Raw genomic sequence first — 22562 nt, 5'->3', positions numbered from 1 at the left:
TGCTTTAATCTCAAATAATTTCCTTTGGAAGCGATGCTCTCATAGGCTAAGTAGTTTTATTGATCACAAATTAAAAACATCATAAGGATTTAATCTGCGTATTCTGCGGCAATTTGTAGCAGTGTAGATTTTTAATTTGCTAAACCAATATCATGTACTTTAATTTCATAGTGGTCTATTTAGTTTCTTTCTCACCTTTCAGTTTACTCATTCGTAAGGAAACTACAATTCCCGCTAAAAGGGAAAAGGCAATAAAGACCAAGGAAGCCCACTCCGGAATTTCGATAAATTCATGGAGCAACATTTTAAGGCCCACAAAGCTTAAGATGGCAATAAGGCTAAATTCTAAATAGCTGAATTTTTCAAGCATATTTGCCAAAAAGAAATACATAGATCGCAAGCCCAATATGGCAAAAATATTAGAGCTAAGAACTAAAAATGGATCGCTCGTGATAGCCAGGATGGCGGGAACGCTGTCTATAGCAAATACCACATCCATTACTTCAATGACTACTAAAGCCACAAATAAGGGAGTGGCAGCAATAATGTGGCGTCTTTTTACGAAAAAATGTTCTTTATCGATATGATTTGAAATGGGAACTAACCTTTTCAGTCCCTTATACACAAATGATTTTTTAGGTTCAAATGTTTCTTCTCCGCTTGTAAAAAGCATTTTCATTGCGGTAAAAATCAGGAAGAAGCCAAAAAGATAGGTAGCCCAGTAGAATTTATTGATTAGCATTACGCCAAAAAAGATCATCAATACCCCTAAAAAATATGGCGCCAAGTATACCCCAGAATAAAACCCTATGTTGGTATTTTTGTGGGATCTTAAAAGCCGAAAAGATGATTGCAATCACAAAAATGTTATCAACACTTAACGATAATTCTATTAAATATCCGGTAATGAATTTTATCGACGCACCAATAGGTTTCAGTCCGTCCGGGTTAGAAATATAGTTGTTCGCATATATCCAATAAACAACTCCCGAAAAGAGAAAAGAAATGGTCACCCAAATAACGGTCCACTTAGTAGCCTCTTTAGAGCTAATAATGTGGGGCGTTTTGTTAAAGACTCCCAAATCCAGTGCGAGAATTATAAAAACGATAACAAAGAAAGAAATCCAGACAATCATAAATCGAGTTGTTTTTAGATGTACAAAGATACTTTTTGATTGCGAACTTCGAAAGTTATTCTACTAAAGTTAGGTTTTAGGGTAAATAATGTATTCTAATTTAACTGAAATGTCAATTTGAAAATATAGGAGATGAAAATTAATAGGTTGTCAGTAAAACAGGATATTTTTAAGAAAAACATAAATTAATTGGTTTTACCCTAAAAAAATAGAGGTAAAATTTTATAAAAACATTATTTGAATTATATTTGTACCTCAATAATAGGGGTTTAATTCATTAAATATAATTTTATGTCAACAATACGTTTCCAAGCTTTGAGAGAAGCATCAACAAGAAAGCCAATTAAATTTGAAGAAACCGGTAGAAAATCAGCTCTTTTCGGTTCAAATGTGTTTAATGATAAAGCAATGAAGCAATATTTAACTTCAGATGCTTTTAAAGGAGTCAAAGGTGCAGTCGAGCATGGAACTAAAATAGACAGAAAATTAGCAGATTATATTGCAATGGGTATGAAAGAATGGGCTCTGTCTAAAGGAGTGACTCATTATACGCATTGGTTTCAACCTTTGACAGGGGCTACTGCTGAAAAACATGATGCTTTCTTTGAAACTTCATATGACGGTAGCGATCCAGTAGAAAAATTTGGAGGGGCACAATTAGTGCAACAAGAACCGGATGCCTCTAGTTTCCCCAACGGAGGAATTAGAAACACTTTTGAAGCAAGAGGATATACGGCTTGGGATCCTACATCTCCAGCGTTCATTTGGGGGACCACTTTATGTATCCCAACGGTTTTTATCTCGTACACAGGAGAAGCCTTAGATTATAAAACACCTTTGTTGCGCGCCTTACAGGTCATGGATGAAGCAGCTACGGATGTTTGTAAATATTTTGATAAAAACGTAAAGAAAGTTACTGCTACCCTTGGATGGGAGCAAGAATATTTCTTGATAGATAGATCCTTAGCACTTTCTCGTCCAGATCTTATGATGACTGGAAGAACTTTGTTAGGGCATACTTCTGCAAAAGGGCAGCAATTAGACGATCATTATTTTGGTTCAATTCCTACGCGTGCGCTTACTTACATGAGAGATCTTGAGCAAGAATGTATGTTACTTGGAATACCAGTTAAAACACGTCATAATGAAGTAGCTCCAAATCAATTTGAGTTGGCACCTATTTTCGAAGAAACAAACTTAGCGGTTGACCACAACTGTTTATTGATGGATGTTATGGAGAAAGTGGCAGAACGTCATGATTTGAAAGTCTTATTTCATGAAAAACCATTTAAAGGAGTAAACGGTTCAGGGAAACACAATAACTGGTCTTTAGCAACAGATACAGGGATTAACTTGCTAAGTCCAAGTAAAACTCCAATGAGCAATTTACAGTTCTTGACTTTCTTCATCAATACGATAAAAGCAGTACATGATCATGAATCTTTGTTAAGAGGTGCTATTGCAACCGCGGGTAATGATCATAGATTAGGTGCAAATGAAGCGCCACCGGCAATTATTTCTGTATTTATTGGAGAACAATTGACAAAGGTTTTAGCTGAATTAGAAGGTGTAACGGCGGGTAAATTATCTCCGGAAGAAAAAACAGATTTAAAATTAAATGTTGTCGGTAAAATTCCAGATGTTCTTTTGGACAATACGGATAGAAATAGAACTTCACCATTTGCTTTTACGGGAAATAAATTTGAGTTTAGAGCGGTAGGTTCTAATTCAAACTGTTCTAATTCAATGACTACATTAAATGCGATTGTTGCTAAGCAATTGAAGGATTTCAAGAAAGAAGTGGATACTTTGATTGAGACAAAAGAAATGAAGAAAGACGATGCTATTTTCAATGTATTAAGAGAATACATCAAAAATTCTAAAAAAATTCTTTTTGAAGGAGATGGATATAGCGAAGCATGGGAAATCGAAGCAGGCAAAAGAGGATTGAGTAACTTCAAAACGACACCGCTCGCTTTGAAAGCAAGAGCATCTAAACAAGCGTTAGATTTGTTTTCTGACCTAGGAATCATGAATCATATTGAGGTAGAAGCACGTTACGAAATTGAATTAGAAGAGTACACTAAGAAAATTCAAATTGAAGGTAGAGTATTAGGGGACATTGCAACAAACCACGTGATTCCAACAGCTATCCGTTACCAAAATACGTTGATTGAGAATGTGAAAGGATTGAAAGACATCTTTGGAGCTGACTTTGAAAAAATCGCAAAAGAGCAAATCATTTTAATCAAAGACATTTCTGAGCATATTGAAGGAATCAACTCTAAAGTATTAGAGATGACGAACGAAAGAAAGAAAGCGAATGTAATGACTGATGGCCAGGAGATGGCTGAAGCATACTGTGATAATGTAAAACCGTATTTTGAGGTGATTCGTGATCATTGCGATAAACTGGAGCTTTTGGTTGACAATGAACTTTGGACTTTAACTAAATACAGAGAACTATTGTTTACAAAGTAGGAAGCAAATAGTCTTAATATTAGAAATGCCTGTCCGTTTTGGATAGGCATTTTTTTTGAAGTTATTCAAAGGGAATTTCAATATTTGCATTAAACACTTTGCACCCCAATTACCTAAACCCAAAAAAAATATTTATCTTTGCCGCACAACCCAGTTGCTTAAAAGCAGCTTATACAACGACACTACATGAGTTCAGATACTAGCAAACGATATGCGCTTCGCGGTGTTTCAGCATCCAAAGAAGATGTGCATAACGCTATAAAAAATATTGATAAAGGATTGTTTCCTCAGGCATTTTGCAAAATTATTCCCGATTATCTTACCCAAGATGAGGATTATTGTTTGATTATGCACGCAGATGGAGCAGGAACTAAATCTTCTTTGGCGTACATGTATTGGAAAGAAACAGGTGATATATCAGTGTGGAAAGGGATCGCCCAAGATGCTTTAATTATGAATATTGATGATTTATTGTGTGTGGGAGCAACTGACAATATTTTACTTTCTTCCACTATTGGTAGAAACAAAAATTTGATTTCGGGTGAGGTAATTTCGGCTATTATCAATGGAACAGAAGAGTTGATCAAAGAGTTGGATTCTTTTGGGGTAACCATACACTCCACGGGCGGTGAAACGGCTGATGTGGGTGATATTGTTCGTACTATAATTGTGGATTCTACCGTTACAGCTAGAATGAAACGTTCTAAAGTCATTGACAATGCTAATATCAAAGTGGGGGATGTGATTGTAGGTTTGGCTTCTTTTGGTCAGGCGAGTTATGAAAAAAGTTATAATGGCGGAATGGGAAGTAATGGATTGACCTCTGCACGTCACGATGTATTCGGGAAATATTTGGCAACTAAATACCCAGAAAGTTACGATGCTGCGGTTCCAGAAGACTTAATTTATTCAGGGCAAGTAAAGTTGACTGATCAGGTAGAGAATTCTCCTATCGATGCCGGACAATTAGTGCTTTCGCCAACGAGAACTTACGCGCCTATTATTAAGAAAATTTTAGATCAATATGATGCTACCAATATTCATGGTATGGTACATTGTAGTGGAGGAGCACAAACTAAAATCCTGCATTTCGTAGAAAACCTACATATTATAAAAGACAATTTGTTCCCGGTTCCTCCTTTATTTAAGTTGATACAAGAACAGTCTAAAACAGATTGGAAAGAAATGTATCAAGTTTTTAACTGTGGACACCGTATGGAATTGTATGTTCCCGAAGCAGTAGCACAGGAGATTATTGCTATTTCAAAATCGTTCAACGTCGATGCACAAATCGTGGGAAGGGTCGAAGCAGCCGCTAATAAAAAATTGACAATCACCAGCGAATACGGAACTTTCGAATATTAATATAATTAGGAGCTATTCCTGCTGTCCGTTGTATCTTTTCTTGTCTCGTTTTTTAACGAGACAAGAAAAGGATGCCACTTCCATCAGGGCTAAAAACAAAATGATATGTACGAATTAATTTTTTGGAAATATTTAGAGGAGGTGTATCTAAACCATCAAGAAGTGTATGAAGCACTCGATGAAGAGACAAAAATTGAAGGTCTTGAAGAACTTCCTGTTCAAGTAATTTTGAATAGAATTGCTTCCGTATTTTCAAAATGGGAAAAAGTAGATGAAAACAGTTGGAAAAACAACAAGGGAGTAGGTGCATTTCAAGTACTAACAACGCCGCAAAGCATACAGATTGATTGCTATGGTACTGAAGGGAAAACAATGGATCTTTTAGTAAGTATTATGGAAGAATACAAGTGTCCGCTTTACGACCCACAAGTTCCCATGCGCTACGATGAAATGAGTGAATAGATTGACAAACTGCATTTTTTATTTCAGAATCTGCGTTTTGATAGACAGTTTTCACAAAGTACTGTAGCAGTTTGTTTCAGGCGAAGTAGGAATTTTAGTTGTGCATATAGTTTGTTAAGGTTTCACCTACGTGAGACTCGAGGTTTTTACCCGCACAGGCAAAGCACTGACAAAAAAATAATCTGTAAGTGTCGCTGGGCACGCTAAATAGTCACGAAAATCAATGGCCGCATCTTTCAACTTCTCACAGCATATAATCCTTGAAGATGAACGAGTTCTACTTCGTCCGCTTCAACAGAGCGATGTGGAGCACTTATTGGAAATTTCTCTCAATGAGCCAGAGACTTGGGAGTATTCCTTAGTTCAGGCAAATGGAAAAGAAAACCTGATCAATTATATTCAATTGGCGTTAGCAGCACGAGATACTAAAACCTAATTCCCTTTTATAGTTTTCGATAAGCGATCTGGTAAATATGCTGGAAGCACTCGTTTTTATGATATCAACCTTGAATTTAAAACACTTCTATTAGGTTTTACTTGGTACGGGAAACAATTTTGTGGTACTGGATTAAATAAACATTGTAAATTTTTAGTGTTGCAATTTGCGTTCGAAACTCTTGGAATGGAACGTGTAGAATTCCGCGCTGATAATAATAATAAGAGAAGTATAGCCGCTATGAAAAGTATCGGTTGCAAGGAAGAGGGAGTACTGCGAAATCACATATTGACATCTAATGGCGATTTACGACGTGATACTATTATTTTAAGCATCCTCAGGGAGGAGTGGTTTAAGAGCATTAGGCCACATCTAATCTCAATTATGAAGGAATAAAACTATTTTTATTTTAGAGTCTATTTCTTCTATTTCTTCGTCCCGGTTTGCTGCTTTTCTCTAGCTGATTCATTATCTGTATTTTTTTTTAATTTTTACTCTAATTGTTTGTATTTGCTGATGTCTCGTTGGTGGGCTACTACTTCAATTATATTATTGTCTGGTATCGCATAGTGATTCTTGTGTATTTTTTTAGCGTTTAATTGCAAATTGATAATAAAATAAACAACGATCAATAAAATAATGGATAATACAAATAAGGAAAACGACATTTAGTTTAATAGCGAACCCATCGTCTGGTCTCTTTGTTTGTCAAGACGTGAGATGAAAATCCACCGTGCAGCAATGACGACTAGAACATTTATGGCAAATCCGAGAAAGACTTTTTTTCAAATGATATTTTTATAAATAAACAGTTTAATTTGATTTTGAGAAGCTTGACAAAGATGGCGTGTAGTTGCTTTTCAACATGAAAGTTAGTGAGTTATATCCACTTTATTAACTCGAAACTAATATTTTTTAGATTAGAAACCTCGTGAAAAGTAGTCACTTTCAATTTGAAGTACTGAAAAATCGAGTGGTGATTTTTGTGTAATTTGTTTGTTTTATGACGCTAAAAACGCAAAGTCATTCGACGCGTTAAGTGTTTTAAAATTTGAGCACTGTATTTTTTCTTTACTTGTTCTCAAACCGCATCAAGTTTAGGCTTAATAAAATGACAATTAAAGTCACACCTACATCTGCGGCAATAGCGAAAACTAGATTGCCGTATCCCATGAAGGCCAATGCAATAAAAACCATTTTTACGGCTATGGCTCCTATGGTATTTGTTTTTATTCTTAGCAAGGTTTTTTTGCTGAGGCGAATCAGAAGGGGGATAAGGCAAAGCTTGTCGTTCATCAGGGCAATATTGGCGGTTTCAATTGCCGTATCGCTTCCGGCAGCGCCCATTGCAATTCCTACGGTACTCGATGCCAGTGCGGGTGCATCGTTTATACCATCACCAACCATGGCCACGCTACCGTATTCTTTTAAAAGGGCGCTCATTTTCTCCGATTTGTGTTCTGGAAGTAAATCTCCATATACTTTTTTAATACCGATGCTATTGGCCACATAATGGGCTGCTTTTTCACTGTCTCCCGTTAGCATTATTAACTCGATATTAAGGGCCTGTAGTTCCTTTATGGCGGTAACACTGTCGGGTTTTATTGCGTCAGTCAAACCAATTATACCATCCACTCCTTGACCAAAGCTGACTACAACGCTTGTTTTACCTTCGGTAGCTAGTTTTTCGACAATTTTTTCAGCGTCTTCGCTTATTTCGTGATATTCTCTGATGAATTCAAGCTTGCCTACAAATACGGTTTTGTCCGTACAAACCAAACATTTTGCAGTGGCCCCTTTTCCCATGATGCTTTTAAAACTTTCTGCTTTGTGCGGTTCAAAACCTTCTGCTCTGCTAGCTGTCACGATGGCTTGCGCCAGGGGATGTTCTGAGAAAAATTCGGTTCCGGCAGTGCAGGCCAGCAGTTCTCCACGGCTGGTTCCGTTTAGCGGAAAAATATCGGAAACGATTGGAGTTCCATATGTGATGGTTCTGGTTTTGTCTAAAGCTATCGCTTTGATCTTAGCCATGGCCTCTATGTATTTCCCGCCTTTTACTAGAGCCCCTTTTGCGGAAGCATTCCCTATCGCAGCATAGATAGCAACAGGAGTGGAGATCACAAGGGCGCAGGGGCAAGCGATCACTAACAGCGTAATAGCTTGTTTCAGCCATAAATCAAAATCTAGTTGCAGTATAAAAACCGGTACGGCAAAAATCAAAACTGCCATTGCGATTATGATAGGCGTATAGAATTGTGAAAACCGCTGAATGAATTTCTGTGTATCACTTCTAGAAGCTGCGGCTTCAAAAGTCAGGCGAATTATTTTAGCAAAGGTGGTGTCTGTGGAAAGGGTGGTGGTTTCCATTTCAACGAAACCATCTTTGTTGAGTGTTCCTGCAAATAAAATAGCACCTTGATGCTTGTCTTTTGGGATGGGTTCTCCGGTAATGGCCGCTTCATCAACGGTAGTTTCTCCTGAGATTATTTTTCCGTCTAAAGGAATCATTTCCCCGGGTTTGACCTGAATAATTGTACCTACGGCAATTGCGTTGACGGGAACATTTTTATTTTCTGATTTGACAAAAGCAGTTTTTGGGGCTATACTGACCAATTGGTTTAATGCCAATTTTGAGTTCTCAAGACCGATATCTTCCAGTCGCTCTCCCAAAACATAGAGCACAATAACAACAGCTGCTTCCGGGTATTCTTCCAAATAAAAAGCAGCAACAACGGCAATGGTCATCAATAAATTGATACTGCTAAATTTAAGTTTGAAAATTGCTTTTATACCATTTAGCAAAACGCCGTGGCCAATGCCGATAATAAAAGCTGCGAAAACAAATGGGGCATAGGGCTGTGGAATGTGTAAACCAATAATCGATAAAACTTCTAAAACGATTACAATTGTTACGGAAGAAAGCAAAAAAAGGAATTCGTTATCTTGTATGGGGAGTTTCATAAATAGATGGTTTGTCCTAACTGAATTTTAGTAATCCTTAAGATCCAAATGGACCGTTTTATGAGCATGCTGACAGTTACTAAAAATGAGGTTTGTTGTATTCGTTTTGTTTAAGGCTAAGTTAAACAAAAATTACGTTTCGTCCGTTGATGTATAATTTTATCTATTGGTCAGAAATTTGTTTTTAGCAGTGGGATAATCAATTCTCAGTATCGGAAGTTTCGGTTATGGATACCGACTTCTTTTAAATAAAGGTTTTTTGAGTAATATCTGTATGCAGCACAATATATATATCTGGGTTTTTCATGTCTAGGATGAAGGAACCTTGTAATTCGTCATAAGCTTTCAAAGTAGTTTTGAATTTGGTTTTGACTTATAAAATAAAAATTATAGGTCACATTGCCAAAAACTTTGCGAACTTTGTCACAAAAGATAATTAGATGAAAGTAAACTTAAAGAACGGAATTGATAAACTCATTTTCGGGATGAAACAAAAGGATGTTACCACAATATACGGTAAGCCAGATAGAAACTACAAGGACGAAGATGACAACGTTATTTTTGCTTATAATGTACTTAAAATCCGTTTGACATTCTACAAAGAGGAAGACTTTAAACTGGGATATATGGTGGCTTCCAATACAAATTTGGAGTTATTCGGAAATAAAGTGATCAATAGAAAAATCAGCGAAGTCAAAAAAGAATTGGCTACAAAAGGGGTGGTTAATTTTACTCAGGAAGAATTCGATACATTCGAAAACTATTTTAACGAAGACAATTGGATTATCTTTCAAACAGAATTTGAAGAGGTGGTAAAAGTAGAAATTGGTGCAATTATAAATCAAAAAGACGAATTCGACTGGAAGTTTAAGAGTAAATAGTAGTTGAAGAACTCGTATAAATAGAAACCCGATACATTTCTTAATGTATCGGGTTTCTATTATAAAGTCACGTTAAAACGCTTTGTTTATTTTTTGAGACCTGTTTGTGTTTCGAGCATCTCCATTTCAAAAATCAGGGTTGCATTTGGCGGTATAACTCCACCAGCGCCTCGTTCTCCATAAGCTAAATTAGAAGGAATGAATAACACCACTTTATCTCCATAAGACATCAGACTCAATCCTTCCAAAAACCCAGGAATCATACCGTCTTTTTTTCCTGCTTGAAAAGGAAAAGCCTGGTATCCGTTTTGTGCGGCTCTATTTTCATCATATTTACCATAGGTTTTATTTACGTCCGCATAGCTGCTGTCAAATAAGCTTCCATCTTCAAAATAACCAGCGTAGTGAAAATAAAAGGTGCTGCCGTCAACCGGTTTTATGCCTGTTCCTTTTTGGACTATTTTGTAAGTCAATCCAGAAGGAGTTGTAGTTGCAGTAGCTTTTAAAGTAGCGAAATAGGCTTTTTTTGAAGCAATTACTGGCGCATATTTCTCCACAGCGGCTTTCTTGCTTTCTGCTGCTGCTGCTGCTTCCTTCGCTTTATTTTCGGCATCAATCAATGCTTGTTTCTTAGCATCTGCCGCTTTATTTAGAAGATAATCAGAGAATACTTTTGGAGCATCAAATTTTTTTGCCAAAGTACCTTTTCGTGTAATAGTTACTTTTTTAATCACATCGTCTTGAGTGATAGCATTAACGACATCCATACCTTCCGTTACATGCCCAAAAATCGTATGCTTTCCGTTTAGCCATGGCGTATCTTTATGAGTTATAAAAAATTGACTTGAATTAGTAGCGGGACCAGAGTTTGCCATAGCTAAAATACCGGCTTGGTCAAACTTTAGATCAGTAAATTCATCTTTGAAAGCATAGCCAGTACCGGCAGAGCCAGTTCCTGAAGGATCACCTCCTTGAATCATGAAGTTAGGGATCACACGATGAAATTTTAAACCATCAAAAAAAGGTTTCGCTTTCAGTTTATCGTCAGTTACAAAATTATTCTTTCCTTCAGCTAGGGCAATAAAATTAGCAACGGTAACGGGCGTTTTCACATACTCTAATTGGGCGGTTACATCGCCTTTAGTTGTGGTAAAAGTGACAAAAAGACCTTCGACAACCGGCGTCATTAAAGAAGGTTTAGACGCTGTGGCTATGTTCTTATCAAGAACTGCTTTTTTTGTGGTTTGACATTGCACACTGAGCATTGCGCTACATACTAAAAATAAAAGTTTAAGTTTCATTTTATATTTATTTAAGGACTTATTTATATAGGGCTATTTGATTATTGAGGTGTTGCTTCTAACAATTCTATTTCGAACACAATATTCGTATTGGGAGGAATTACATCTCCCGCACCACCAGCACCATATGCTAAGTGAGAGGGTATAAATAAAATTGCCTTATCACCATAAGATAACTTTTCTAATCCTTCAATGAAACCAGGAATCATGCCATCTTTTTTTCCAGCCTGAAAAGGAATGGGCTGGTATCCATTTTGAGCTGCTCTGGTGGGATCAAATTTTCCATAAGTTTGAGCTACATTTTCTATACTTGTGTCAAAAAGATGACCGTCTTCCAGAAAACCTGCATAATGAATCGATAACGCTGCTCCTTTTGCTGGTTTTTTGCCACCTGCCTTCGTAGTGATAACATATGAAAGTCCGGTAGATGTTTTTGTTGCTTTTCTCTCTAAGGCATTAAAATATTTCACCTTGTCTTCACGGACGTCTTTATATTTCTCGTCGTACTTCTTTTTGCTTTGCGCTTCAATAGCCAGTTTTTGCTTTTGATTTTCAGATTCTACGGAGAAATAATCGTAGAAAGTTTTTACTGCATTAAACTTTTTTGCTGCTTCTCCTTTACGGATAATCGTAACTTTATTAACATAGTCGTTTTGCTGAACTAGGTTTACGATATCCATTCCTTTACCAACTACATGGCCAAAAATAGTATGTTTACCGTTTAACCATGGGGTTGCAACATGTGTAATGAAGAATTGACTGCTGTTTGTTGCTGGACCATTATTTGCCATGGCCAAAACGCCAGCTTCATCAAAACGCATGTCAGTAATTTCATCTTTGAATTTATATCCGGCATCACCGGAACCTGTACCTAGCGGGTCTCCTGTTTGTATCATGAAATCTTGGATAACTCTGTGGAATCTTAATCCATCATAAAAAGGACGTCCTTTTAAGTTGTCATTAGTGACAAAATCATTTTTACCTTCGGCCAAAGTAACAAAGTTGGCGACTGTGATAGGTGCTTTTTTGTAGTCTAAATCGACAATAATGTCTCCTTTATTAGTTGCTATTTTTGCAAATAAACCATCTGGGAGATCGCTATGTTCCTCATTGCAGGAATACAATGTAGCAATTGCGAGTAACACGAATAGGATGCTTTTTTTCATAACGATAGTGGTTAGATTACTATTTTAAAGTGTCTTTTGCTTGTATTGGGGTTGGATTTGGTTTTTTTATCGGAGTTGGCACTTGCGGGGTAGAGTCTGGCATTACTTTCTTCACGGCTGTTAAAGCAGGAGTTGATTTTGTTTCTATTTGTTTGTTATAGTTGGCTTCCGACATAAAATCACGCAATGTAACGGTGCAAATCAAGGGTTGGTTGTGGCCAATTCTTTTGTTGTCACCATGATAACCAAACCCGATGTGCGAAGGAAAAAGAAAATTCACTTTTTCATTTTTATGCATTAGTTTGATACCGTCTCTTAATCCCATCATGATGTTTTGTTTGTCAACATAATAGATTTGCGGTCTTAACTCTAATTCGGAGTAGATGATAGCGCCGCTAAGGTCTTTTATTTCATAGTCAAAGAATACTACATCTCCTTTTTTTGGAGTCAAGGTGTCTACTTCATTTTCACTTTCATAGGAATACCAATAGCCTTTTGAAGAAGCCATATAATCTACTTCTGGATTACTTTGCATCAGTTTTTTAATCTGATCTTCCTCTACAGCCACTAATTTTTTATTTCTTTCCACTGATTTTTTCATGAAACTTCCTGAAGTTTGTGAAATAGGTCTTCGGGCTTCCTGATGCTGTTTGCAGCCGGAAAAAATAAGTGATATAAATAGGGCAATTGCAATAATAGAACTAAATTTCATGATGTGTTATATCGTTAGTTTTGTTACTAAATTCTCAAATTTGCGTATTGTTTCTTCCATCGATACTTCTGATTTTCCACCAGCTGCATTGCGATGTCCTCCACCGTGAAAATGATCTCGTGCAAAGAGGTTGACATCAAAGTCACCTTGTGAACGAAAGGATATTTTAATTATTTTTTCGTCTTTATTTTCGATAAAAATAGCTGTAAATACAATTCCTTTGATGCTTAAACCATAGTTTACGATACCTTCAGTATCCCCTCTTACATAATCAAAAGTATTCAATTCATCTTGAGTTAACGTAGTATAGGTCGTTTGATGTTCTGGGATTACTTTTAAGTTTTGAAGGGCTCTGCCCAATAGTTGCAATCGGCTGTACGAACTATTTTCAAAAAGCAAAGTGGGTATTTTAGTGTTTTCAACACCTAAATCAATTAATTCGGCAACAATCCTATGCGTGTTTCCGGTGGTTCCCGGGAATCGAAAGGAACCGGAATCAGTTAGAATCCCAGTATAAATACAGGTTGCGATTGTCTTGTCGATGTCTTCTTTTTTACTAAGAAAAGTAATGAAGTTATATAACATTTCGCAAGTGGACCCAAAAGAGGTGTCCGAATAGGTGTATGCGGCATAATCATCTGGTTTTTGATGGTGGTCAATCATGATAAATGGCGCTTTCATCTCAGCTAAAACAGCCTCCATTCCTCCGCCTACACGATGTAAAGCATTGAAATCCAACGTAAAAATAAGATCGGCGCTCTCCAGTATTGCGGTGCAGTTTTCTTTTTCTTTTTCGAATATTTTAACATTCTCTGAGCCTGGAAGCCAAGCCAGAAAATCTGGAAATTCATTTGGTGCAATCACGATAGGTTCATGATTGTTTTTTAGTAAAAAGTGATATAATCCCAAGGTGGACCCCATAGCATCTCCGTCAGGACCTTTATGTGGAATGATTGCAATTTTTTTTGGTGTTGCCAATAACAACTGTATCGCTTGAATGTCTTGTATTTTCATAGTATGCGAATTTACATTTTTTTAATGTAATGTTGAAATCATTTGAAAAATTAACGTTGTTTTTTAGATCAAAAGTGGTCTAATTTTCTTCTTTTAAATTTTTGATATAAATGATACTTAGCTCCTTTTATGATTTGTGAGTGATAAATACCTACTGAACCCGATGCTAAATAAGCAATAAAACAGGCAATTCCGATAAATAATCCGCTTTCCATTCCAAAGAGTTCCATTCCCATAACCGTGCAGGTTATGGGTGTATGAGTGGCTCCTGAAAAAACTGCTACAAACCCCATTCCTGCTAACAGCCCAATAGGTAATGGGACAAAAAGGGATAAAGCGCTTCCTAATGTGGCACCAATAAAAAACAATGGGGTGACTTCACCTCCCTTAAATCCGGCACCTAAAGTAAATCCGGTGAATAATATTTTAAGTAAAAAGTCATAATATTCACTTGGATTAGAAAAGGATTCGACAATAATAGGAACTCCTAAGCCCAGGTATTTTGTGGTTCCGATGAAATACATAGCGGATGCAAATATAATACCTCCCACAAAGGGACGCAGTGGAGGATATGGTATTGTTTTCGAAAATAAAGTACCCCAGTAATGGGTACTTCTGGAAAAAAGCATCGCTGCTAAACCAAACAAAATACTAATAGGAATAATCCAAAGCAGTAATTTTAAAGTTAAGGTAGGCACGATAGTAATGGCATAGTGGGTGTGTTGTACTTGCCATAACTCTACTGTGTAGTACGCGATAAAGGCAACTAGAAAGGATAAAACAATGCTTTTGTAACTGATTTTACTAAAATAGAGTACCTCTAACGCAAATAAAGCCCCTGCTAAAGGAGTCCCAAAAACGGAAGCAAATCCGGCACTGATTCCTAAAATGATTAGTGTTTTTCTTTCTGAATTAGCGAGTTTGAAAACGCCGGTAAATTGATCAGCGATTGCACCGCCCATCTGCACCGCAGTTCCTTCACGACCGGCTGATCCGCCAAATAAATGCGTGATTATTGTGCCTATAAGGACTAAAGGAGCCATTTTTAAAGGAATCGTCTTTTGTGGAGTTTCGTATTCTTCCAGCAATAAATTATTCCCCTTTACAGCTTCTTTTCCGTAATAATGATATCCTAACCCAATAAGCAATCCTCCAATTGGCAAAAGCCAAATGATCCAGTTATTATGACCTCTGTATTGTGCTGCCCATTCTAAGGCTATTAATAAAAAGGCGGAGGCCGAACCAGATAAAAGGCCTATCAAGACACAAATGAAGAGCCATTTTGGGATGCTTACTATAATTTTTTTTAATTTTTTTGAATTCATTCGTTTCAATAGTGGAATTACCCAAGCGATTTTTGGCTAAAGTATTACAATCCTTTCGAAATATTTTGTTTTTCAGGAAGTACAGCTGTAAATTCAATCTCCACTATATATTCAGGAGCTACTAATTTACTGATTTCATAGAAACCGGTAGTAGGTTTTATATCTTTAAAAAATGAGGCATGTGCTTTAGCGACGTCATCAAAGGAATTGATATCGGTAGTGAAAATACGGGTACGAATAACATCTTTCATGCTTGCGTTCAAATTTTCGAGTACTTTTTCCACTCTCTCAAGAATATTAAATGTTTGAGAATAAGCATCGTCAGCTTTTACTTTTTCTCCATCCACAAGCGCCACTGTTCCTGAAACTTCGATGATATTGCCAATACGCACAGCACGACAATAGCCCATTTTATCTTCCCAAGGCGAACCCATTAATATGTTTTCTCTTTTCATTGTGACTCGTTTTTTATTTTATTTATAAAGGAATGTTATTTTGTTCTAAAGTTTGGTATATTTTTTGCAATTTATAATATTAATGAAATAAAAAACAATGGTTTTCGCTAGAAAAGTTCTATTTTGATAGAGTGGTTTTAGCATATTTGATGCTGGGAAATATACTATTTATTTAAATTTAAAGTTATAAGATAAAGTTAAAGTACTCCATTATTATGTTGTTTTAATATTGGGTTTCTATTTTTAATAAAACGGCACAAATGATCAATAAATATATAAGTGGCATGAAGCGAATTTTCTTTTTTCTTTTGATATTTGGAATGATGTCAAACAGTTATTCTCAGGATAAATTTGACGATAATTTTAAAGCAGTTCCCCCTAAAACTATGCCTTTGAAAATTAAAGCAGTAATTCCACGGATACCGGGGCCATCCGAAGTGAAGCCTTATGTTGCTGATCCCATACCGGAAAACAATTTTAAAGTGCCTAAAAATGATGTGATCGTTGCGTCAGAAGTTTATAAAAAAAACCAGGACTTAGGTGTTTTTAAAACTTGCTCTAAAAGTGCAAATGTAAGGTATCGCGATGGAGCCTATGTTGATGGGGATAAAATAAGAATTTATGTAAATTATAAGGTCATAGAGTATGAGGTGGTATTGGATGGAGACTTTAAGGGATTTGAAATAAATTTGGAAAAAGGGGCTAATAGAATTGATTTCGAAGCTTTAAATGAAGGTTTTGCCGCACCTAATACGGCAGAATTTGAAGTCTATGATGATAAAGGAAAGATGATTTCATCCAGTCAATGGAATATAGGAACAGGGTACAAGGCTACCATAATTGTAGATAAGCAATAAAAGTATTTTGTCATAAAGAAGACGGTTTGAAACTGCAATATAAAATGGTTTTTAATTAAATAAGGTTAAATTTTTTTTTAATGTTCGTTTGATGTTTTGTTTTCTAAATAGAAAGCACGGTATATTTGTCGCAAAATAATATTTAGAGTATTTAAAAACAAAGGGGTATAATATGAAACAGGTATTATTGTTAATTATGATGTGTTTTGCAGTAAACGGCTATTCTCAAATGGAGTTTAGTTCTAAGTTTAAAGCAATACCTCCTTTGTATACGGGCATTAAAACTAGAAAAGCAATTCCTGCACCGGTTGCACCACCAGATATCGTAGCTCCTAACATTTTAAAAAAGCCGGAAGTCAAATTTCAGAGTACTAATTTTAAAATTGGCGATCCTGATCCTATCTCTATGATTAAAACCAATGATTTTATTAATCCAGGTGATGAAGTGAGGGACAAGATGAATAAGAGTATTGAAAAATCATTAGTCAGTAATCGACTCAAAGAGGATACATCGTATTTAAATGCAAAAGATTTAGATTTCGGAATCATACGCACGAAGTCCAAATCTTTGATGATTCGAGTAAGAGACTATGGTGCAATTGATGGGGATTTAATAAAAGCTACAATTATACATAACTATAAGGGTACAGTTTTAGCAAATAATTTATACTTAGACTCTAATTTTAAAGACATTAAAATAGAACTTCTAGAAGGACTTAATTATTTAGAGTTAGAGGCATTAAATCGCGGTGCGCTTGGAGGAAACACAGGCGCATTTTATGTGTATGACTCCGAAGGGAATTTGTTGTTGTCTGACTTGTGGAATAATTTTGACACCGGAGTCAAATCTAAATTTACATTTATTAAAGAATAAGTTTTGCTTTATTCGAACTAAAAAGGATCAGCTGTGACTCTGAACTTCATATCTGCTTTTACGGTAATATCTTGACTTATAGCTTCTTTAGTTACAGCTTCGGTGCGTAATTTAAAGGAAGGAGCTTTAATATATTTATCCAGTTTCGCGTCAGTAGGTAAAAGTGTTAAAGTGTTTGAAGTAGAGTTTATATCGTCTTTATAAGCTAATTCAATTTCGTCGTTTGCATCTGTTGAAATATAGAGACGTATTGATTTCAAAAAGCTGAAAGTTTTGTTAGCAGGGTCCGTTATTGTTACTGTCAAATCTTTTAATCTGACGTCTTTTACTAAATTAGCTTTTGTGTTGTTATTCTCAAACTCAGAGCTTGAGTTGGTAGTGATATCTGGTGTTACAAAATCGATTGGCACTCCAACAGGAAAACCACTTGGAATTTTAAAAGTAGTCTGATTTGAAATTGTAAATGTCAGTAACTGGTCCACAACACTACAAGAAACGATAAAAAGACCCAAAGTAGCTATGGTTGTGTAAATATATTTCTTCAAAATATTTTTTTTAATTAATGTTTTGTAAAAGTAATTAATTAAGTGTCATTGATACATTATTAAACTGGCTTCTATATGTTCTTAGATTTTTTAATTCTCATTTATTTTTTTAAGTAATTGATTATTATGCAATTAAATTATTTTCTTTTGGATTAAGTTACGCTTAATTATACAGTAATTTCTGATCTTATAGAAAAATAGCGTAATGTGTATTTAAAGTCTGGTATCATGTCGCTTTGTATATTTTTACATTTAGTGGACGTAGAGGAAAAATAAATTACATTTTTTCAAAATTCAATTTTTCAATCCCGAATATAAAAAGTATTTTTGTGCATGCAACACAACGTACTTATTTTAGATTTTGGATCGCAATACACACAGCTTATTGCGCGCAGAGTTCGCGAATTAAATATATTCTGCGAAATTTTTCCATACAATCATTTCCCGAGTGATTTATCCAGTTATAAAGCCGTAATTCTTGGAGGTAGTCCCTTTTCTGTTAGAGGAGAAGACGCGCCGCATCCAGATTTATCCCAAATTAGAGGCAAATTACCTATGCTTGCCATATGTTATGGAGCACAATACTTAGCTCATTTTAGTGGTGGGGAAGTAGCGGCTTCAAATACGAGAGAATATGGTAGAGCTAATTTATCTTATATAAGAGAGAATGAAGTTTTCTTTGAAGGTGTTTCTGAGAATAGTCAAGTTTGGATGAGTCATAGCGACAGTGTAAAGTCCATGCCTACAAATGGCGTGAAGCTGGCTAGTACAAACGATGTTGAATTTGCAGCTTACAAAATCGAGGGTGAAACAACCTATGCTATTCAGTACCATCCAGAAGTTTTTCATTCTACCGACGGATCAAAAATGCTCGAGAATTTCTTAGTAAAAATTGCGGAGGTTCCTCAAAACTTTACTCCAAATGCTTTCGTGGCTGATATGGTTGCTGAACTGAAGGAGAAAGTGCAAGATGATAAAGTTGTTCTGGGACTGTCTGGCGGAGTAGATTCTACTGTAGCCGCTGTTTTATTACATCAAGCTATTGGTGAAAATTTGTACTGTATCTTTGTAAATAACGGTTTGCTTCGTAAAAACGAATACCAAAGTGTATTAGATCAATATAAGGGAATGGGTCTAAACGTTAAAGGCGTAGATGCAGGAGATCGTTTCTTGTCAGAACTTGCCGGAGTAAGTGATCCTGAAACCAAACGAAAAATTATTGGTAGAGTATTTATCGAAGTTTTTGATGATGAATCGCATTTAATTGAAGGTGTAAAATGGTTGGCACAAGGAACCATATACCCTGATGTCATCGAATCAGTTTCTGTGAAAGGACCTTCAGCCACAATAAAATCACATCATAATGTAGGTGGTTTGCCTGATTATATGAAATTGAAAATTGTGGAGCCGCTTCGTATGCTTTTTAAAGATGAAGTACGTAGAGTAGGGGCTTCTTTGGGAATTGACCCTGAATTATTGGGAAGACATCCTTTTCCAGGGCCTGGATTGTCTATTAGAATCTTAGGGGATATCACGCCAGAGAAAGTTAGTATTTTGCAAGATGTAGATGCTATTTTTATCGATGGATTGAAATCTTGGGGATTATACGATAAAGTATGGCAAGCCGGAGCAATCCTTCTTCCTGTAAATAGTGTAGGGGTGATGGGTGATGAACGTACTTATGAAAAAGTAGTTGCGCTGCGTGCCGTAGAATCTACCGATGGTATGACTGCAGACTGGGTACATTTGCCATACGATTTCTTAATGAAAGTGTCGAATGATATCATCAACAAAGTAAAAGGAGTTAATAGAGTGGTGTATGACATTAGTTCAAAACCGCCTGCAACAATTGAATGGGAATAGGGCTTGATTTCTTTTATTCCATCATAGAATAATTGTTTTTAATATTCGTTATATAAGCGGTACTAATTTTTTTTAATCAAAATTTGGTACCGTTTTTGTTATCTTTGAACCAATAATTTACATACCTACTACGATGAAGTATTTTTTTGCAATTTATATTAGCCTTTTCCTATTTACATCAAACGTTTTTTCACAGGAAAAAGTAATAACACATAAAGTTGAGAAGGGAGAAACGATCAATCAAATAGCACAGAAGTATACCGTCACTCCTTACGATATTTACCAATTAAACCCTGATGCACAAAGAGGGCTTAAGCCAAATAGTATTTTATTGATTCCAAATAAAGTAGGCGCTAAAATTACGACTCCACAGACTAAAACAAATGGGCAGTCGCAATCTCACTTAGTAATTGCAAAAGAAACTTTGTACGGACTAGAAAAGCAATATGGAGTTTCTGATGAAGATTTAAAAAGAGCTAATCCGTTTCTTGAAGAGGAGGGATTGCAAATTGGACAGATCATTATTATCCCTTCAAAAAACATCTCGAAAAAGACCCCGAAAAAAACGGTTGTAAGTCAAGATAAATTTATCTATCACGATGTACTTACAAAAGAAACTAAATATTCTATTGCAAAAAAATATGGAATTTCGATTCAGGAATTGGAAAAACGCAATCCTGAAGTAATCAATAATTTGCCCATTGGATACAGATTAATAATTAAAGGTACAGCTCCAAAAACAGAAAAAGTAGGAGAAAAAGTGACTGTGAAAGCAGAATTAAATGACGGAAATAAGATAGAGATCTTGAAAAGAGCTATGATTGTGATTGATTCTATTTCTTATAAAGTTAAGCCTAAAGAAACGTTATATAGTTTGTCAAAGATGTTTAACATGACTCAAGAAGAGCTTGTTGCAGTCAATCCAGAGCTTAAAAACGGAGTTGAAATAGGTATGCTTTTGAGAATCCCTTCTAAAATTCCGGTTGCAATCGAGGATAAAAAAGAATACAAGTCTTTGTCTAAAAAAATTGCTTTTGGATCTCGTAAAAGAATGGCGTTACTTTTACCTTTTAATATAGCTACTATTGAAGGGGATACTGTAAACTCCACTTTTGCCCGTTTGAAAAAAGATAAGTTTTTAAATATGACTTTAGATTTTTATGCTGGAGCTTTAATCGCGATTGATTCGGCCAGAACTTTAGGTTTTCCTATCGATGTCGAAATTTATGACTCCCGTGAAACTAAAAACAGTTCTGATGTCGCTGCGATAATCCAAAATAAAAACCTTGAAAATGCTAATGCCATAATTGGTCCGTTTTATCAAAGTAATGCGGAGACAGCAGCACGATTACTGAACACGAATAATGTGCCAGTTATTTCTCCACTATCGAAAGATGTTGGAAATCCGTACCCTAATTTATACCAAACTATCCCTACAAATGAAGTAATTAAAAATGCCATGTTCGATTATATGCGAAAAAATAAGGGTAATATTATAGCCGTAGTGGACAAGAAAAAAGAGTCTATTGTGCAATACATTAAACAGTACCAAAAGGAGGTTCCATTTGTCGCTTTTAAGGAAAACGGAAGTTTATCAGCGGAAAGTCTAAAAAGTATGTTGGTAAAAGGCAGGATGAACTATGTGGTCATGGAGACAGGAAACACCTGGATGATAAAAACTACAATCGCAACTATGTTGAGTTCTATGGCAACATATCAAGTTCAGTTGGTGATTTTAGAGCCGAATGAAACGTTAGATACAGATGAAATTAAATTTTTGAATCTTATAAAATTAAAGTTAATGTATCCCTCGGTTACTAATGATTATGTCTCTGTGGAAGAAGCTATTTTTGAAAAAAAATATAGAAAAATAAACAATATTTTCCCGAGTGATTATGCTACACGTGGTTTTGACATGACTTTTGATACGATGATGCGATTGGTGCAAAATAAAAGTTTTGAAGAAACGGTAAATTCAGCTGCAACAAAACACGTAGAAAATAAATTTGAATACTATAAAAAAGAAGACGGCGGTTACACGAACAAAGGCGTTTTTATCATGTATTACGATACGGATTTGATCATAAAAGAAGCAAACTAATGGCTTCAAGGGGAACTTGTTTAAGAAGTTTAAAACTGTTATCGATACAGGTATACTTTAGAAGTAAAATTATTTAGGATGCTCTAATGAGAAAATAGCCATGACTTAGGCTGTTTATTTAAGTTGAAATATTAAAATTGAAAAAAAAAGCATTGTAATTACTAATAAATTAGGCGTTTTTATGTTAGAAATGGGAGGGTAGAATAAAAAACAAAGGGATCTTCTTTTCTTTGAAAAATTAAAAATATTTCCTAACCTTTATTACACTTTCTAATCTCTGACCTCAAACCTATCTCATCATCTCTCTTTTAATGGACAAAAATCAACAACAACTTATAAAATTAGCCCATACCAAAATGCCTTTTGGGAAGTACGAAGGGAAATTCTTAATCGATTTACCAGAATATTATGTAGTATGGTATAGTAACAAAGGGTTCCCAAAGGGAGAATTAGGTGAGCAATTAAAACTTATATATGAGTTAAAATTGAATGGACTGGAAGAATTGATAAGGAATATCAAAATAAGATATCCTAAACCTCACTAATTTAAGAGATTAGCGAGGTTTTTTTTGAATAGCGTTGTGTTGAGCAATTGGCAATTTTCCAAATTATCTCATTTTCAAATTA

General features: G+C 35.6%; 17 protein-coding genes and 2 pseudogenes. 10 read left to right on the top strand and 9 right to left on the bottom strand.

Going from position 1 to position 22562, the window contains the following annotated elements; genetic code table 11:
- Positions 1-175: 175 nt before the first annotated feature.
- Positions 176-1136: pseudogene (locus tag A3SG_RS19460) on the bottom strand (TerC/Alx family metal homeostasis membrane protein).
- 291 nt (positions 1137-1427) lie between these two features.
- Between A3SG_RS19460 and A3SG_RS0108625 the strand changes: the two are divergent.
- The 4 genes and pseudogenes from A3SG_RS0108625 to A3SG_RS19455 all read left to right on the top strand — a co-directional run bounded on the left by A3SG_RS0108625 (position 1428) and on the right by A3SG_RS19455 (position 6276).
- Positions 1428-3617: a glutamine synthetase III gene (locus A3SG_RS0108625; protein WP_016989634.1), complete on the top strand. Its 2190-nt coding sequence runs from the start codon at positions 1428-1430 to the stop codon at positions 3615-3617.
- Positions 3618-3803: 186 nt separating this feature from the next.
- Positions 3804-4982, top strand: coding sequence for an AIR synthase related protein (locus tag A3SG_RS0108620; protein WP_016989633.1), 1179 nt, complete (start codon positions 3804-3806; stop codon positions 4980-4982).
- 105 nt (positions 4983-5087) lie between these two features.
- A complete protein-coding gene (locus tag A3SG_RS0108615) occupies positions 5088-5444 on the top strand; it encodes a hypothetical protein (RefSeq protein WP_016989632.1) in 357 nt (118 codons plus the stop codon).
- A gap of 223 nt (positions 5445-5667) precedes the next feature.
- Positions 5668-6276, top strand: a pseudogene (locus A3SG_RS19455) (GNAT family N-acetyltransferase).
- 675 nt (positions 6277-6951) lie between these two features.
- Here A3SG_RS19455 and A3SG_RS0108600 read toward each other — a convergent pair.
- Positions 6952-8841, bottom strand: coding sequence for a heavy metal translocating P-type ATPase (locus tag A3SG_RS0108600; protein WP_016989629.1), 1890 nt, complete (start codon positions 8839-8841; stop codon positions 6952-6954).
- A 440-nt stretch (positions 8842-9281) separates the two neighbouring features.
- Between A3SG_RS0108600 and A3SG_RS0108595 the strand changes: the two genes are divergently transcribed.
- The gene (locus tag A3SG_RS0108595) at positions 9282-9722 is read left to right on the top strand and encodes a hypothetical protein (protein WP_016989628.1); all 441 of its coding nucleotides are present in this window, start codon (positions 9282-9284) and stop codon (positions 9720-9722) included.
- An 86-nt stretch (positions 9723-9808) separates the two neighbouring features.
- Here A3SG_RS0108595 and A3SG_RS0108590 read toward each other — a convergent pair whose 3' ends face one another.
- The 6 genes from A3SG_RS0108590 to A3SG_RS0108565 all read right to left on the bottom strand — a co-directional run bounded on the left by A3SG_RS0108590 (position 9809) and on the right by A3SG_RS0108565 (position 15695).
- Positions 9809-11023 carry a peptidylprolyl isomerase gene (locus A3SG_RS0108590; protein ID WP_029596690.1) on the bottom strand — a complete coding sequence of 405 codons (1215 nt, stop codon included), beginning with the start codon at positions 11021-11023 and terminating at the stop codon, positions 9809-9811.
- A 41-nt stretch (positions 11024-11064) separates the two neighbouring features.
- Complete coding sequence (locus tag A3SG_RS0108585) at positions 11065-12189, bottom strand: peptidylprolyl isomerase (RefSeq protein WP_016989626.1); 1125 nt, start codon at positions 12187-12189, stop codon at positions 11065-11067.
- 19 nt (positions 12190-12208) lie between these two features.
- Positions 12209-12901, bottom strand: a complete 693-nt coding sequence (gene gldI / locus A3SG_RS0108580) for a gliding motility-associated peptidyl-prolyl isomerase GldI (protein WP_016989625.1) — start codon at positions 12899-12901, stop codon at positions 12209-12211.
- 6 nt (positions 12902-12907) lie between these two features.
- Entirely contained in the window at positions 12908-13915 is a 1008-nt protein-coding gene (locus A3SG_RS0108575) for a DHH family phosphoesterase (RefSeq protein ID WP_016989624.1), read from the bottom strand.
- A 68-nt stretch (positions 13916-13983) separates the two neighbouring features.
- Positions 13984-15240 (bottom strand): voltage-gated chloride channel family protein, encoded by a 1257-nt coding sequence (locus A3SG_RS0108570; protein ID WP_016989623.1) that lies wholly within the window; start codon positions 15238-15240, stop codon positions 13984-13986.
- Between the two features lie 44 nt (positions 15241-15284).
- The gene (locus A3SG_RS0108565) at positions 15285-15695 is read right to left on the bottom strand and encodes a RidA family protein (protein ID WP_016989622.1); all 411 of its coding nucleotides are present in this window, start codon (positions 15693-15695) and stop codon (positions 15285-15287) included.
- 260 nt (positions 15696-15955) lie between these two features.
- Here A3SG_RS0108565 and A3SG_RS0108560 point away from each other — a divergent pair, with 260 nt between their 5' ends.
- Together A3SG_RS0108560 and A3SG_RS0108555 are read left to right on the top strand one after the other, a co-directional pair.
- Positions 15956-16552: a hypothetical protein gene (locus tag A3SG_RS0108560; RefSeq protein WP_016989621.1), complete on the top strand. Its 597-nt coding sequence runs from the start codon at positions 15956-15958 to the stop codon at positions 16550-16552.
- A gap of 172 nt (positions 16553-16724) precedes the next feature.
- Complete coding sequence (locus tag A3SG_RS0108555) at positions 16725-17426, top strand: hypothetical protein (RefSeq protein ID WP_035663632.1); 702 nt, start codon at positions 16725-16727, stop codon at positions 17424-17426.
- A 17-nt stretch (positions 17427-17443) separates the two neighbouring features.
- On the opposite strand, the gene A3SG_RS0108550 is transcribed toward A3SG_RS0108555, so the two are convergent.
- Positions 17444-17971: a hypothetical protein gene (locus A3SG_RS0108550; RefSeq protein WP_016989619.1), complete on the bottom strand. Its 528-nt coding sequence runs from the start codon at positions 17969-17971 to the stop codon at positions 17444-17446.
- A 333-nt stretch (positions 17972-18304) separates the two neighbouring features.
- On the opposite strand from A3SG_RS0108550, the gene guaA reads away from it, so the two are divergent.
- The 3 genes from guaA to A3SG_RS0108535 all read left to right on the top strand — a co-directional run bounded on the left by guaA (position 18305) and on the right by A3SG_RS0108535 (position 22480).
- Positions 18305-19834, top strand: coding sequence for a glutamine-hydrolyzing GMP synthase (gene guaA / locus A3SG_RS0108545; protein ID WP_016989618.1), 1530 nt, complete (start codon positions 18305-18307; stop codon positions 19832-19834).
- A 133-nt stretch (positions 19835-19967) separates the two neighbouring features.
- Entirely contained in the window at positions 19968-21935 is a 1968-nt protein-coding gene (locus A3SG_RS0108540) for a LysM peptidoglycan-binding domain-containing protein (RefSeq protein WP_016989617.1), read from the top strand.
- 311 nt (positions 21936-22246) lie between these two features.
- Positions 22247-22480: a DUF3820 family protein gene (locus A3SG_RS0108535; protein ID WP_016989616.1), complete on the top strand. Its 234-nt coding sequence runs from the start codon at positions 22247-22249 to the stop codon at positions 22478-22480.
- Positions 22481-22562 lie beyond the last annotated feature (82 nt).

It is taken from the genome of Flavobacterium sp. ACAM 123, assembly GCF_000264055.1.
Classification (GTDB): domain Bacteria; phylum Bacteroidota; class Bacteroidia; order Flavobacteriales; family Flavobacteriaceae; genus Flavobacterium.
The sequence above is the reverse complement of the archived record's forward strand: the minus strand, read 5'-3'. Positions and strand labels throughout refer to the sequence as shown.

Coding starts and splice junctions, on each gene's coding strand:
- A3SG_RS0108625 (WP_016989634.1), top strand. CDS start 1,428: ATGTCAACAATACGTTTCCAAGCTTTGAGAGAAGCATCAACAAGAAAG.
- A3SG_RS0108620 (WP_016989633.1), top strand. CDS start 3,804: ATGAGTTCAGATACTAGCAAACGATATGCGCTTCGCGGTGTTTCAGCA.
- A3SG_RS0108615 (WP_016989632.1), top strand. CDS start 5,088: ATGTACGAATTAATTTTTTGGAAATATTTAGAGGAGGTGTATCTAAAC.
- A3SG_RS0108600 (WP_016989629.1), bottom strand. CDS start 8,841: ATGAAACTCCCCATACAAGATAACGAATTCCTTTTTTTGCTTTCTTCC.
- A3SG_RS0108595 (WP_016989628.1), top strand. CDS start 9,282: ATGAAAGTAAACTTAAAGAACGGAATTGATAAACTCATTTTCGGGATG.
- A3SG_RS0108590 (WP_029596690.1), bottom strand. CDS start 11,023: ATGAAACTTAAACTTTTATTTTTAGTATGTAGCGCAATGCTCAGTGTG.
- A3SG_RS0108585 (WP_016989626.1), bottom strand. CDS start 12,189: ATGAAAAAAAGCATCCTATTCGTGTTACTCGCAATTGCTACATTGTAT.
- gldI (WP_016989625.1), bottom strand. CDS start 12,901: ATGAAATTTAGTTCTATTATTGCAATTGCCCTATTTATATCACTTATT.
- A3SG_RS0108575 (WP_016989624.1), bottom strand. CDS start 13,915: ATGAAAATACAAGACATTCAAGCGATACAGTTGTTATTGGCAACACCA.
- A3SG_RS0108570 (WP_016989623.1), bottom strand. CDS start 15,240: ATGAATTCAAAAAAATTAAAAAAAATTATAGTAAGCATCCCAAAATGG.
- A3SG_RS0108565 (WP_016989622.1), bottom strand. CDS start 15,695: ATGAAAAGAGAAAACATATTAATGGGTTCGCCTTGGGAAGATAAAATG.
- A3SG_RS0108560 (WP_016989621.1), top strand. CDS start 15,956: ATGATCAATAAATATATAAGTGGCATGAAGCGAATTTTCTTTTTTCTT.
- A3SG_RS0108555 (WP_035663632.1), top strand. CDS start 16,725: ATGAAACAGGTATTATTGTTAATTATGATGTGTTTTGCAGTAAACGGC.
- guaA (WP_016989618.1), top strand. CDS start 18,305: ATGCAACACAACGTACTTATTTTAGATTTTGGATCGCAATACACACAG.
- A3SG_RS0108540 (WP_016989617.1), top strand. CDS start 19,968: ATGAAGTATTTTTTTGCAATTTATATTAGCCTTTTCCTATTTACATCA.
- A3SG_RS0108535 (WP_016989616.1), top strand. CDS start 22,247: ATGGACAAAAATCAACAACAACTTATAAAATTAGCCCATACCAAAATG.